Below are 13,002 nucleotides of genomic sequence, written 5' to 3'. Positions count from 1 at the left end.
TATGCCTTCATTACGAGGTGTTAACGAATGAAGAACTGGATCGGTTGTTGAACCCGTTCCAGATGACTCAATTGAAAAATCGGGACCAAGTTGATCTCCAACTAAAATAATCCGAAGAAGCCGCCACCTCATTTTGAGGTGAACGGCTTCTTTTTATTGAAAGGATAGAGATATCCCTTTCACTAGTTTACTGAAAATAATGATTTATAACGGAGCAGTGGTAACGTATAATGGTGTACAAACGAATGGACTGCTGGGGGAATGAACGTGTTAGATTTACTGGTCATTATGTTGGAACGGGTCGGCACTATTGTGGCGGTGGCGTTCATCTTAACACGTTTCCGGTTTTTTAAAAATATGGTGCACCAAGATCGATTGGACCGGAAACAAGAGATGACTGCCATCCTGTTTTTCGGTTTTTTTGGCATTATCGGCACCTATTTTGGTGTCGCTTTCAATACGCAAACGTTGCATTTCAATAGCGTTTCTATTGAATTGACGATGGACGAGGCCATCGCCAATTCTCGGGTTATTGGAATTGTCGTTGCAGGGCTTTTAGGGGGATACCGATTAGGAGTTGGGGCCGGTTTGATTGCGGGCATACACCGGATGTCACTTGGCGGGTTCACTGCGATTTCCTGCGGAGTGTCTACCATTATTTCCGGCTTGCTTGCCAGTGCGTTTTATAAGCGCGGCAAGCATACAAAACCAGTCGCTGCTTTCGCTATTGGCGCGTTTGCAGAAACGATCCAGATGGTTTTGATTTTATTAATATCAGACCCATTTGAGAAAGCGCTGTCACTCGTACAAACGATTGGATTGCCGATGATCCTGGCGAACGGTATCGGGACGGCTTTGTTCATGCTGATTGTTTACAATGTCATTGGAGATCAGGAGAAGGCGACAGCCATGCAAGCGCAGAAAACATTGCGGATTGCCGATCAAACCGTGGGACATTTGCGAAAAGGGATGAATTCGGAGACGGCATTGGCGGTTTGCAATATTTTGTTCCGAGAACTGCAGCCGAGTGCAGTGGCGATGACAAATCGAACGGAAATCATGGCGCATGTAGGAATTGCCGATGACCATCATCAGACGGACAGTCCATTGCAGACGCATATTACAAAGGAAGTGCTCCGGCATGGGCAGCTTGTCGTGGCAGATGAAATGTCCATTCATTGTGTGAGGGAAGATTGTCCGCTTGGGGCGGCTGTCATTGCACCACTAAAATTGCGCGATGAGACAGTCGGTACGTTGAAGCTGTATTATCCTTCGGCGAAAGCCATTACGGATGTAAGCATCGAACTGATATCGGGACTCAGCGCCCTGCTAAGCAACCAGCTCGCCATTGCGGAGGCGGATCGGGCATACCAGCTTGCGAAGGAAGCGGAAATCAAAGCGTTGCAAGCGCAAATTAGTCCACATTTCTTATTTAATTCCATGAATATTATTGTGTCTCTTATCCGGACAAATCCGGATGAAGCAAGACGCCTGCTCACATCGTTATCCTATTTTCTTCGTCAAAACTTGATGGGGACCACGATGGAAAAGGTAACGCTGGAACAGGAGCTGGCTCATGTGAAAGCGTATTTGGAAATAGAGGAAGCGCGTTTTATCGACAAACTGCAAGTCCACATTGATGTGGATCCAGCCGTCCTGCAAGAAACGGTGCCGCCGCTCACCTTGCAGCCGCTCGTGGAAAATGCGATAAAACATGGAATCCGGGATATGGAGCGAAATAGTGTAGTGCGGTTGATCATCCGGGATGTCGGCGATGCCATAGATATTATCGTGCAGGATAACGGCAAGGGGATCACGGAGGAGAGACGAGTGCTGCTTGGTGCGGAAAAGATGGAATCTGATTCGGGTACCGGCATGGGGCTCTACAATGTCAACCGCCGATTGCTCATGACGTTTGGCAATCAGTCTGCACTGCATATCGGAAGTGAAAAAGATAAAGGGACGGAAATTTCATTTCAAATACCGAAGATGGGGGTGGCCGTATGAACCGGACGATTCGTGTTGTTGTAGTTGATGATGAGCGGTATGCGCGCGAGGAGCTCGCATATTTACTCGGGAAACATGCATTCATCCAAATTGTGGGGGAGGCGGATTCTGGAGAAGCGGCGATCATGAAAGCGATTCAGCTCCAGCCGGACGTTCTGTTCTTGGATGTGGAAATGCCAAAAATGTCCGGAATGGAAGCGGCTAAGGCGTTGCTTGGATTGAAAAAAGTGCCGCTTGTTGTATTCGCGACGGCGTATCCTCAGTTCGCGGCGGAAGCTTTCCGGATTAACGCTGTAGATTATTTATTGAAGCCGTATGAGGAAGAACAAGTGACACAAACGATTATCCGCATTCAAGAGAAGCTGATGCCAAAAGAGAGTCCTGATTTGCGGTTGGGGAAGCTGGCCATTGAACTCGATGGAGAAATCGATTACATTCCAATTCAAGATATCTTATACATGTTCCGTGATGAGAAATTGACGAAGATCATCACAACACAGAAGGAATATGATGTGAGGATGACGCTCAAGGAGCTGGAGAGCCGGTTGTCCTCCTACTCCTTCTTTAGAATTCATAAAGGATATCTTGTCAATCTGCTTCATGTACGGCGTTTGACGCCATGGTTTAATGGGGCATACCAACTGGAAGTCGAGGGGCGTGCCGAGAAATTATCGGTGAGCCGCAATTATGTCCGGGATTTGCGGCATCGTCTGGAACTAACCTGAAATACATGATAATCTGCCAATCTGGCATGTCGAGCTGGATTCAAAGCATCTTATGAAAATATGTCCTATTGTAGGAAGATTTCCTCTACACTGAATGAAACCGCTATCATTTGGGGAAGGGGAAGATAGGTATGATGACGTTTTTATTTGGTATTTTATTATTGATTGTCGGTTATTTCACGTACGGTAAGTTTATCGAGAAAATGTTCGGCGTGAAGGAAGACCGTGCGACACCGGCGTATACGAGCGCAGATGGAGTCGATTATGTTCCGATGAGCACGAAAAAGAACTCGCTCATTCAATTATTGAACATTGCAGGGGTCGGCCCGATCTTTGGCCCGATCATGGGTGCACTGTACGGGCCGGTCGCTTTTATCTGGATCGTCTTTGGCGCAATTTTTGCTGGAGCCGTCCATGATTATTTGACTGGAATGATTTCTATCCGTAACCGGGGTGCGCATTTGCCGGAACTGGCAGGGAAGTTCCTCGGCGGGTTCATGAAGCACGTTGTTAATGCATTTGCTATTCTTTTGTTAGTTCTAGTAGGTACCGTGTTCGTTTCGGCTCCTGCCGGATTGCTGTACTCGCTGATGAATGGCTGGATGGCAATGGGGATTATCGTTACGTTAATTTTCGCGTATTATATTTTAGCTACGCTACTTCCGGTAGATAAGATTATTGGAAGGCTTTATCCGATTTTTGGCGCTTTGCTTATCATTAGTGCTGTCGGAGTCGGTGGAATGATGATTATTAAGGGCGTTGAAATTCCAGAATTAACACTTGCGAATTTGCATCCTGATAATTTGCCGATTTTCCCATTATTGTTTTTGACAATTTCTTGCGGTGCGTTGTCTGGTTTCCATGCGACACAATCACCGATTATCTCTCGGACGACACAAAAGGAAGGCCAAGGACGCAAGATTTTTTACGGCATGATGATTGCGGAAGCGATTATTGCGATGATTTGGGCGGCAGCAGGCATGTCCTTGTTCAATGGTTATAATGGGTTGAACGAAATGTTGGCGGCAGGCGGACCTGGCTTGATCGTCAGCGAAGCGTCTACCCTGATGTTAGGTGCAATTGGTGGTACGCTGGCAGTTCTAGGCGTGATCGTGTTGCCGATTACTTCAGGAGATACAGCATTCCGAAGCGCGCGGATGATCATTGCGGACTATTTTAAAATATCGCAAGTGAAAATGACGAGCCGTCTATGGATTGCAGTTCCGATGTTTGTGATTTCTATCGCTTTAACACAAGTAGATTTTAATATCTTATGGCGTTACTTCTCATGGGCAAACCAATCGACTGCTGTTATCGCTTTGTTTGTTGGAGCTATGTACTTGTTTATTGCAGGCAAGAATTATTGGGTTGCTCTTATTCCAGGGACGTTTATGCTCATGGCAACAAACACTTATATTTTGAACGCTAGCATTGGGTTCGGCTTGCCGATGAACGTGGCATACATTGGCGCAGGTGTCATTTCTTTCTTCATTGTCGCACTGTTCTTTGCAGCAGCCATTCGGGCTAGAAGAGCACAGATTCCACTAGAGGAAGACATTTCGAACTGGAAAGGTGCAACACAGTAATCATTTAAAAAGAGGCAGGCGTTGTCCAACAGCGCCTGCCTCTTTCTAGTGTGTTAACAAAAACGTGTTCCTTACATATACCACAGCAGATCCGCCTTCATTTTCTTACCTTTTGCGCTCTTCTTATCAACGATCTGCCACTGGCCATTCTCGTTTTTCAGTACATATAGCATATTGGTGCCATCGGATTTCTTAAAGACGATGTATCCTTCCGTCTCTTTCAAATAGGTTACAGGCAGGATGACATTTTTATTCGGAGGCTGTATGCCGGGATTTAAAATCGTAATGACGATGTCATCTACGATGGCTTGCAGTGTATTGAAATCATTATTTTGTTCAGCCTGGTATTGCAACTGAGGGTACGTGTATTTTTCGAACGGCAAGACGTTCAGATGAAAGGAGTGGGTAATATCCATTAAAACATCTTTGTAAAACTCATTGACCTTCCTTTCTTCTTCATCTCCTTCATGTTCCACTTCAACCAATGCAACACCGTCCGTTTGAATTTGAAACGTCATCTTCTCGTTGCCGTATGGTGGATTATCAGCGTTTTCAAAGGTTTTGATTTCCACAATTACAGTAAAATCGAAACCTTCTTTTTGATTGCGTTTCATGCTTACGATCGAAGCATCATTCAGCCGGTATGATTTTAAGTAACCATATTGTTGGATGATTCCTTCTGAAATCGAGGGGGCTAGTGTGGTGAGAAACGCATCCTGAATCGTCTGGGACTCGATTTTCTGGTTCGCTTTCAATGTCTGAGGGAGTGCCAATAAAAGCATTCCGGCCAGTACTAACATCATGTATGTCTTTTTCATTGAGGATTTCCTCCTAAGTGGTGTTGTTATTAGGATTTCCCATGAAAGCAAAACAATGCACAACTTTCGAACATATGCTTTTTTGATTGTTGTAATGCGATATAATGGTTTTATTCAAAAAATTGGCGGGGGATTCGATGAAAAAGTATATAGGTGAAATAGGGCTTTTATTGACAGCGATTATATGGGGAAGCGGGTTCGTAGGGAGCGCCATGGCACTGGAATCATATACCCCTTATCAAATACTGGCAGGACGGTTTTTAATTGGTGTCATTATTTTAGGGATTGTGTTTCTCCCCAAGTTGAAAAAGATTTCGAAGAGCGTCCTCTGGAAAGGGGCCGTTTTAGGTGTGTTCCTCTACATTGCATTCGCCTTGCAAACAGTCGGCTTGCAGTACACGACACCATCTAAAAATGCATTTCTAACAGCAGTTAACGTGGTCATCGTTCCGTTTATCGGTCTGTTGATTTATAAAAGGAAGCTCGATTTATTTGAAGTGGGCGGCGCCGTTTTGGCAATGCTTGGGGTGGCTGTGCTATCCCTGCAACTGTCAGCGGATATCAATATCGGCGATTTTCTTTCCTTATGTTGCGCAATTGGGTTTGCGTTCCATATCTTTTACACATCCCAATTTGTGAAGAAGGAAGATGCCATCCACTTGACGATTGTGCAAATGGGGACAGCAGCCATTATTGGTTTCGTCGTTGTATTGTCAAGAGGAGAAACATCGTTTGACATGCAGCCGGAAGCTCTCACGTCGTTGTTGTATTTAGGTATATTTTCAACGACAATCGCGTTTTTATTACAAACGGTTGCCCAGAAATTTATTTCAGAAACGAAAGCCGCCATTATCTTATCAACTGAATCGTTCTGGGGCATGGTGTTTTCCGTTATTCTACTCGGTGAGATCCTAACACTTCGCATGGGAATCGGTGCGATTTTGATTTTAGCTGCTATTATCTTATCGGAAACGAAGCTAGCCTTTTTGACGAAAAGGAAAATGAAACGGACTGTCGGGTAGAGGCATTGGAAAAGGGGACGAGGAATTTGACGACTATTAAAATTGAGCCGCTTACGAAAAGAAATTGGGAAGAGGCGATGGCAATCGGGGTTTATGATAGCCAGAAGTCGTTCGTTCCATCGGTCGCGGAATGTTTGGCGTTTGCTTATTTGAAGCCTTGGGATGAAGCGTTGGATCCATATGTTCTTTTAGTAGATAAAACAATCATTGGTGTTTTTTATCTTTCCTACACACCTGACAGCAAGGACAATTATTGGATTGGCGGATTTCAAATCGATAAGAGGCACCAAGGCAAGGGATATGGAAAGCAAGCGCTACTACAAATCGTGAAGTTTATAAAAGAGCGGCATCCCGTATGTTGCCTAGTTTCCTTGACAGTCGAAAAAGACAATATGCATGCCATCCTTCTATATGAGAAGTTCGGCTTTACTAGCGCAAAAAAAGAAAACGAGTATGCAGAAGTGATTTATACGTACGATTTAGAGAAAAATATTTTCGGAAACGAATTGACTCGTCCCTAACAGACAGGTTTAGAGTGGAATAAAAGGAGGGTGTGTATGCTGTCGATTGGAAAAACAGCTAAGCTCGTAGGGGTGACAGTGAAGACGATTAAACATTACGAGGACATTGGGCTCATCCAACCGGCATTTGTCAATCCCGATTCGGGCTACCGCTTTTATTCGCAGCACGAGCAGCAACAGCTTGTCCGTATTCGAACGTTGAGGAGTTTTGGTGTTTCCTTGGCCGACATTTTACGGGAAGGGGATGATCAAATGGACTCGTTATTACGCGAGAGAAGACAGCAAATTGAATTGGAAATTCAAGAGTTGCAAGGAACGATGGAAGCGATTGAACGGAAACTGACAAAGGGGGACGAACAAATGGAAACACGTATTGTGGAAAGTGGCGGATTTACAGTGAAAGGATATCAGGTGATCGGACCTGTATCGGATATTCCGGCGAAATGGGCCATTTTGAATGAGGACATTAAACAGCATGAGGTAGTGGCTGAAGAATCGTTCGGCGTTTGTCTAAAGATGGAAGGCGATACGATCCACTACATCGCCGGATTGAAAGCAGACTTGGCACAAGAGTTGCCGGGATCAGATGAAGTCGTCATACCGGCAGGCCGATTCATTGTGGCAAAGGTCGAAGGCGGCATTCCGGGAATTCCGGCAACGTACGATGCAATTATTCAGATGGAAGATATTCAGCTGCGGGATTGCTATGATTTTGAGCGATACGTCCACCCAGTCGGGGCAACGGAGGATGTTATTGAAATTTGGATGCCAATTGAGTGATTACTAGCAATGAATAATAGTAAGGGATAAGCAGTCCGTATAGAAGCTGCTTATCCTATTTATTATTCTCCGTCCTGATACGTCACTGCCGTTCCAGTTGCAATACACATCATCATGCCTTCGCGAACCGTTTCAAAATCCAAATCAATGCCGATAATGGCGTTGGCCCCTAATTTCCTGGCGCGTTCCTCCATTTCGTTCAAAGCGATTTGACGTCCTTCCGCAAGTTTATCCTCATAGGCGGCGCTGCGTCCTCCGACGATATCCGTGACAGAAGCGAACAAATCCCGGACGATATTCGCTCCCATGATCGCCTCGCCAGATACAATTCCGTGATAAGCTACAATCGTTTTACCTTGCAATACATTTGTTGTTGTCTGTAACAAATTCATTCCTCCTTTGTCTTCTTCTTTACGTCTCTAGTATAACGGAAGTTCCATAATTAAGAAATTTATTGAAATTCCCAAACTACCTCCCGTATAGTAAAGAAAAAGGGGGATTGGAAAATGGATAAAAGGATTGAAACAATTGAAGGATTTACTGTATCGGGATTTGAAGTAAAGGGGTCAGTCGAAGAGATCCCTGCCTTGTGGGACAAGGTGAATGCTATGTTGTGTGAAAAAGGGATAGCGGCAGATGATTCATTTGGCATTACGATGGCTATCAACGGCACAGAATTTCATTACCTGGCAGGTGTTAAGTCCGAATGGACGGAAGGTGTAGAAGGCCTGACAAGCCTTACAGTGCCTGGCGGCCGCTTCATCGTTGGAACGGTAGAAGGGGGAATCGAGATGATTCCGGCCATGTTCGATACACTGATGCAAACACCGGATGTTGAAATGCGTTATAGCTATGGGTTTGAGCGGTACATTCATCCCGATCCGTCAAAACCGTATGAAACGGAAGTTTGGGTTCCGATTGAGTAAAAGTTTCTGAAGAAAGATGGAGGGATTCAGATGGTTACGATTGTACTCGCGCCACATCAATTGAAGTACGCTGAAGCGATCTCAACGCTGTCGTCTGCTCCCGAAATACGGGATGCATTAGGGCTCAGTGCGGAGCAGACATCCAGAGAGGGGACGGAAGGGTTTATTACGTTTATTCAGGAGCAGGAAAACGAGGGAAAGCAATATTCGAGAGTCATATTGGACGATCAGGAAAACGTCATAGGCGTGATTACACTAAAAGAATTAAATCCAGTCAAGAAGACAGGCCATCTCGGTACGTGGATTGGATATCCTTACTGGGGAAAAGGATTCAACGAAGCAGCTAAGCGGAAGATATTATATACTGCCTTCACGGACCTTGACTTAGATATTGTTTTTGCAGGAGCGAAACAGAAAAATGGGCGCTCACAAAGGGCGCAAGAGAAACTCCCTTATATCAAGTGTCATGTGGAAAAGGAATATCCTGAAGACCATATGAACTTGGAAGCGCAAGTAGGAGAAGCTTGTATTCTGAATGTCATTGAAAAAGAGACATTTTTAAAGTGGTATCACAATAAAGAGTGATTTCTCTATTGACTCTTACGTAACGTCATACTTTATTGTAAACAAGGAAGGGAGGCGACGGAAATTGAAAGTGAAAGAAGTAGCAGAACTCTCGGGGGTCAGTGTGCGTACGCTGCATCATTACGACGACATTGGCCTGCTCGTTCCGGAGGACATGACGGATGCCGGGTATCGACTGTATTCGGATGATAATGTGGCGACGCTCCAGCAAATTCTTTTTTTCCGTGAGCTAGGTTTCCCTTTAAAGAAGATAAAGGAATTGCTCGACCGTCCATCTTTTGACCGGCTGGAAGCATTTGAACTGCAACGTGAGATGCTAGTGGCGAAGCGCGGCCAGCTGGATGCCATGATTGCGACGATTGACAAGACGCTGCGGGCAGAGAAAGGAGAAATCAAAATGACGAATGAAGAGAAGTTCCGAGGATTTGATTTCAAAACGAATCCTTATGAACAGGAAGCGCGTGACCGATGGGGAGATGACGCGGTAAATCAGGCAAATGAACGGATTGCAGGTGCGGAAGATGAATTGCAGGATAGGATGAATCGGATTTACACCAAGCTTGCCGAATTGCGGACTGTCGATCCGGCATCTCAAGAAGCGCAAGAGGCGATCGGGGAATGGTTTCACTTCCTGAACCGGATGGGACATTATTCGCCGGAGGCATTTGCAGGATTGGGTGAAATGTATGTAGCAGATGAACGGTTTACAAAAAATATTGATAGATTTGGTACGGGTTTGGCTATTTTCATGCGCGATGCGATGAAAGTGTATGCGGACCGCCAGTCCTAACAGAACGGGCATTGCCGCTTAGGCAGTGCTTTTTTCAATAGAAGCATTTTGGCAATCGACAAATAGTAGCGGATGTACTACGATATGGATAGTGTCATAGGAAAGGGGCGGGGGAAAAGGTGTCAATCCATTTGATCTTGGGAAGAACGATTGGAAATGAAAAAATTATTAAGCGGCTTCAGGCTGAAGGGAATCACGCTATTATTGTTGTCGATGAAGCGCATAGCGGACCGCCGATAGATGAGGGAGATCTCCTCATTTATTCGCCTACTGATGCAGCCAAATATGTAAAGGTGCACAAAGATGTAATCATCCATGCTTATCGTTGCCGCTCCCCTATTATGAATATTGATCGGTATGAATTTTAAACGCAGCCAAGTTCTGCGTTTTTTTATCCCCTCCAAGATTAGTTCGTTAAGCGAAACTCTTCCGATAGATGAAACTTCTTCCACCTGCAAAACGTATAATAGAATAGATAAACAAACGGCATGCAACTACGTCCGGAGTTGTAGAGAATTTCCGCCGATAGACGGTTTAGCTTCCCAAATAGTTGGTGCATACTGGTAGAGAGATAGACGAGTTAGGGGTTGGGATTATGGGGAAATCCATATATATCGTATTGACGGATACAGGAACGTTGCTCTCCAAAGCGATCGGCATGTACACGAGGAAGGACTTGAACCACGCCTCGATCGCATTTGATGAACATTTGACTGACATATACAGCTTTGGCCGGAAGCAGCAGTACAATCCGTTTATCGGCGGTTTTGTAAGAGAGAACGTAACAGACGGCATATTCCGGGACGCTGATTGCGCTATCTATCGTTGTGAGGTCTCGACGGAGGCTTACATGCGGATCAGGCAGAAGGTCCGGATGTTTGAGTTAAATCAAAAAATGTATAAATATAATTTTATCGGTTTGTTTGGTGTAGCCTTGAACAAGGAAATCAGGCGGAAACGCGCTTTCTTCTGTTCGCAATTTGTCGCAACTGTCATGCAGGAGAGTGAGAATCACCGTCTTGGCACGACACCATCTTTGACAATGCCACATCACCTGGTGGATATGCCCCATTTGGAATTGGTGTACGAAGGCGAGCTGCAACATTATTTGAATATCACAAGGGGGCCGGTGGAGGCTCCGATCCGGATTGGGCTGCTGAAAAGCCTGGCGTTCCGGCTGCTTGCATAGAGGAGCTTCTTCTTGTCAAAGGGGAGGCTTTTTTCGTTTTCGCATTTTGTGCGAATCCGTGCGATAATGGGAAGAAATGAAAATTAAAGGATGACACGATGACAAAAACAATAGATGTACAAGTAAACGCACAAAGTACGGCAGCTTTTAAAAAAGGCTATCCACTGATCTTGAAGGATGCCGTAGTCCAGCCGGAGGTCTTAAAAGAAGAAGGAACGATTATCCGTCTAGTGGACAAGTACGGTAAGTTTATCGCAAAAGGCTATTATGGCAATCAAAATAAAGGTGTCGGCTGGGTGTTGACCCGGAAGGACGAAGAGCCGATCGACTTTACGTTTTTCGAATCGCGCATGAAGTCCGCTTTTGCAAGGCGTGACTCGTTTATGGAAGATTCTGAGACGAATGCGTTTCGCCTTTTTAATGGAGAAGGGGACGGAATCGGCGGCCTGACAATTGATTACTTCGACGGTTATTACGTAGTCAGCTGGTACAGCGAGGGCATTTACTCAATGAAACACCACGTATATGGCGTGCTGGATAAGCTTGTGGAATATAAGGCGATTTACGAAAAGAAACGCTTTGACGAAAAGGGCCAATACGTTGAACAGGACGATTTCGTAAAAGGAACCCCGGGCGATTTTCCAATTATCGTCAAAGAAAACGGCATGAACTTTGCTGTGGACTTGAATGACGGGGCGATGACCGGAATTTTCTTGGATCAGCGTGATGTCCGAAAATCAATTCGTGAAAACTATGCAGAAGGTAAAAATGTTTTGAATACATTCTCCTATACAGGAGCATTTTCCGTTGCAGCGGCACTTGGCGGTGCAGTCAAGACAACGAGCGTCGACTTAGCAAAGCGGAGCTTGCCGAAAACAATTGAGCAATTTAGCGTGAATGGAATTGATTATGAACAACAGGACATTAAAGTAATGGATGTGTTCGACTATTTCCGTTATGCAAAGCGCCATGAATTGAAATTCGATCTTGTCGTATTAGATCCGCCGAGCTTCGCCCGCTCGAAGAAACACACATTCAGCACAGCGAAAGATTACCCGGCCCTGTTGCAGGATGCCATCGCAATTACTGCGAAAAAGGGTATCATTGTCGCTTCAACAAACAATGCAAGCTTTGGCATGAAGAAGTTTAAAACATTCATTGAGAAGGCATTCAGCGAATCAGGATCTACGTATAAGATTTTGGAAGAATCCTCGCTCCCGAAAGATTTCCGCGCGAACCGGGACTTTCCTGAGTTCAATTACTTAAAAGTCGTTATTTTGCAGAAGTTGAAATAAGGTATGAAAACCATCTCCGAGAGGGGGTGGTTTTTTTGTGCTCATAGAGAGGGGGGAATATGGGAGGCTGTAAGTGAAAACGCACATGAGAACAATCTACTAATTTCCGAAACTTACGAAACCTTAACATAGGGAGGATATGGGCTTAACAATTGGACCGTAGAATATGGGCTGTAGGGAGGCAAGCCATGGAGGTGGGGTTGACTGTAAAGATGAAACCCGTTTGCAGCTTGTTCATTCAAAAACTACCAATCAATCAACTGGAGGGAACAATTTGAAAACCATTTGTAGAATGCTTGGATTGCTGGCGCTGATGATGGTGCTTGGCGCTTGTGGAGACAAAAAGGAAGACAAGGCAAGTTCGGAACACAAAGTGTCGGCGGATAGTGGCAGGACAGAGATCACATATTGGTATGCATTCGGGGATAAAATCGGTGAAAACAATGAAAACCTCGTCAAGATGTTTAATGATTCGCAAGATAAAGTGCTGGTAAAAGCAGAGTTCCAAGGAAATTATGCCGATCTGCATTCGAAGACACAAGCGGCATTTGCTGCGAAAAATGCGCCTGAAGTGACATTGAATGAGATTGCTTCCATTGGTGTGTTTGCACGCTCTGGCATGACGGAAGATTTGACGCCTTTCATCGAGCGGGATTCGGATATTATGTTGAATGACTTTAATCCAGGGTTGATGGGCAACTCGTACGTGGATGGGAAAATCCATGGACTGCCATATTTACGCAGTACACCGATCCTTT

General features: G+C 45.0%; 16 protein-coding genes. 14 read left to right on the top strand and 2 right to left on the bottom strand.

Annotation, left to right across the window (positions count from 1 at the left end; translation table 11 throughout):
* From NCCP2222_RS04835 to NCCP2222_RS04820, 4 genes are all read left to right on the top strand, one after another.
* Window positions 1-110: hypothetical protein (locus tag NCCP2222_RS04835; RefSeq protein WP_248510851.1), on the top strand; the 110-nt coding region annotated here is incomplete at its 5' end.
* A gap of 157 nt (window positions 111-267) precedes the next feature.
* Complete coding sequence (locus NCCP2222_RS04830; protein WP_248510123.1) at window positions 268-2,007, top strand: sensor histidine kinase; 1,740 nt, start codon at window positions 268-270, stop codon at window positions 2,005-2,007.
* Window positions 2,004-2,732, top strand: a complete 729-nt coding sequence (locus NCCP2222_RS04825; protein WP_248510122.1) for a LytR/AlgR family response regulator transcription factor — start codon at window positions 2,004-2,006, stop codon at window positions 2,730-2,732. Before NCCP2222_RS04830 ends, NCCP2222_RS04825 begins: the two co-directional genes overlap by 4 nt.
* A gap of 131 nt (window positions 2,733-2,863) precedes the next feature.
* A complete protein-coding gene (locus NCCP2222_RS04820; RefSeq protein ID WP_248510121.1) occupies window positions 2,864-4,318 on the top strand; it encodes a carbon starvation CstA family protein in 1,455 nt (484 codons plus the stop codon).
* A 71-nt stretch (window positions 4,319-4,389) separates the two neighbouring features.
* Here the strand turns inward: NCCP2222_RS04820 and NCCP2222_RS04815 are convergent, their stop codons facing one another.
* Window positions 4,390-5,136, bottom strand: a complete 747-nt coding sequence (locus NCCP2222_RS04815) for a DUF3888 domain-containing protein (RefSeq protein ID WP_248510119.1) — start codon at window positions 5,134-5,136, stop codon at window positions 4,390-4,392.
* 137 nt (window positions 5,137-5,273) lie between these two features.
* On the opposite strand from NCCP2222_RS04815, the gene NCCP2222_RS04810 reads away from it, so the two are divergent.
* Genes NCCP2222_RS04810 through NCCP2222_RS04800 form a run of 3 tightly spaced genes read left to right on the top strand, consistent with a single transcriptional unit; the run spans window position 5,274 to window position 7,459 of the window.
* Window positions 5,274-6,158: a DMT family transporter gene (locus tag NCCP2222_RS04810; protein WP_248510117.1), complete on the top strand. Its 885-nt coding sequence runs from the start codon at window positions 5,274-5,276 to the stop codon at window positions 6,156-6,158.
* 26 nt (window positions 6,159-6,184) lie between these two features.
* Window positions 6,185-6,679: a GNAT family N-acetyltransferase gene (locus tag NCCP2222_RS04805; protein ID WP_248510114.1), complete on the top strand. Its 495-nt coding sequence runs from the start codon at window positions 6,185-6,187 to the stop codon at window positions 6,677-6,679.
* A 36-nt stretch (window positions 6,680-6,715) separates the two neighbouring features.
* Window positions 6,716-7,459, top strand: a complete 744-nt coding sequence (locus NCCP2222_RS04800; RefSeq protein ID WP_248510111.1) for a MerR family transcriptional regulator — start codon at window positions 6,716-6,718, stop codon at window positions 7,457-7,459.
* Between the two features lie 62 nt (window positions 7,460-7,521).
* On the opposite strand, the gene NCCP2222_RS04795 is transcribed toward NCCP2222_RS04800, so the two are convergent.
* Complete coding sequence (locus NCCP2222_RS04795) at window positions 7,522-7,845, bottom strand: YbjQ family protein (RefSeq protein ID WP_248510109.1); 324 nt, start codon at window positions 7,843-7,845, stop codon at window positions 7,522-7,524.
* 120 nt (window positions 7,846-7,965) lie between these two features.
* On the opposite strand from NCCP2222_RS04795, the gene NCCP2222_RS04790 reads away from it, so the two are divergent.
* The 7 genes from NCCP2222_RS04790 to NCCP2222_RS04760 all read left to right on the top strand — a co-directional run.
* Window positions 7,966-8,385 carry a GyrI-like domain-containing protein gene (locus NCCP2222_RS04790; RefSeq protein ID WP_248510107.1) on the top strand — a complete coding sequence of 140 codons (420 nt, stop codon included), beginning with the start codon at window positions 7,966-7,968 and terminating at the stop codon, window positions 8,383-8,385.
* Window positions 8,386-8,415: 30 nt separating this feature from the next.
* On the top strand, window positions 8,416-8,970 hold the full coding sequence (locus NCCP2222_RS04785) for a GNAT family N-acetyltransferase (protein ID WP_248510106.1): 555 nt from the start codon (window positions 8,416-8,418) through the stop codon (window positions 8,968-8,970).
* Between the two features lie 64 nt (window positions 8,971-9,034).
* Window positions 9,035-9,760 (top strand): MerR family transcriptional regulator, encoded by a 726-nt coding sequence (locus tag NCCP2222_RS04780; protein ID WP_248510105.1) that lies wholly within the window; start codon window positions 9,035-9,037, stop codon window positions 9,758-9,760.
* Window positions 9,761-9,879: 119 nt separating this feature from the next.
* A complete protein-coding gene (locus NCCP2222_RS04775; RefSeq protein WP_248510104.1) occupies window positions 9,880-10,128 on the top strand; it encodes a hypothetical protein in 249 nt (82 codons plus the stop codon).
* A 227-nt stretch (window positions 10,129-10,355) separates the two neighbouring features.
* Window positions 10,356-10,949: a hypothetical protein gene (locus tag NCCP2222_RS04770; RefSeq protein ID WP_248510099.1), complete on the top strand. Its 594-nt coding sequence runs from the start codon at window positions 10,356-10,358 to the stop codon at window positions 10,947-10,949.
* A gap of 98 nt (window positions 10,950-11,047) precedes the next feature.
* The gene (locus NCCP2222_RS04765) at window positions 11,048-12,244 is read left to right on the top strand and encodes a class I SAM-dependent rRNA methyltransferase (protein ID WP_248510096.1); all 1,197 of its coding nucleotides are present in this window, start codon (window positions 11,048-11,050) and stop codon (window positions 12,242-12,244) included.
* Between the two features lie 274 nt (window positions 12,245-12,518).
* A partial coding sequence (locus tag NCCP2222_RS04760) for an extracellular solute-binding protein (RefSeq protein ID WP_248510094.1) occupies window positions 12,519-13,002 on the top strand: 484 nt, incomplete at its 3' end.

Source organism: Sporosarcina sp. NCCP-2222 (assembly GCF_023168145.1).
GTDB lineage: Bacteria > Bacillota > Bacilli > Bacillales_A > Planococcaceae > Sporosarcina.
Note: the sequence above shows the minus strand (reverse complement) of the source record. Positions and strands in the feature narration are given on the sequence as shown.

Coding starts and splice junctions, on each gene's coding strand:
- NCCP2222_RS04825 (WP_248510122.1), top strand. CDS start 2,004: ATGAACCGGACGATTCGTGTTGTTGTAGTTGATGATGAGCGGTATGCG.
- NCCP2222_RS04820 (WP_248510121.1), top strand. CDS start 2,864: ATGATGACGTTTTTATTTGGTATTTTATTATTGATTGTCGGTTATTTC.
- NCCP2222_RS04815 (WP_248510119.1), bottom strand. CDS start 5,136: ATGAAAAAGACATACATGATGTTAGTACTGGCCGGAATGCTTTTATTG.
- NCCP2222_RS04810 (WP_248510117.1), top strand. CDS start 5,274: ATGAAAAAGTATATAGGTGAAATAGGGCTTTTATTGACAGCGATTATA.
- NCCP2222_RS04800 (WP_248510111.1), top strand. CDS start 6,716: ATGCTGTCGATTGGAAAAACAGCTAAGCTCGTAGGGGTGACAGTGAAG.
- NCCP2222_RS04790 (WP_248510107.1), top strand. CDS start 7,966: ATGGATAAAAGGATTGAAACAATTGAAGGATTTACTGTATCGGGATTT.
- NCCP2222_RS04785 (WP_248510106.1), top strand. CDS start 8,416: ATGGTTACGATTGTACTCGCGCCACATCAATTGAAGTACGCTGAAGCG.
- NCCP2222_RS04770 (WP_248510099.1), top strand. CDS start 10,356: ATGGGGAAATCCATATATATCGTATTGACGGATACAGGAACGTTGCTC.
- NCCP2222_RS04765 (WP_248510096.1), top strand. CDS start 11,048: ATGACAAAAACAATAGATGTACAAGTAAACGCACAAAGTACGGCAGCT.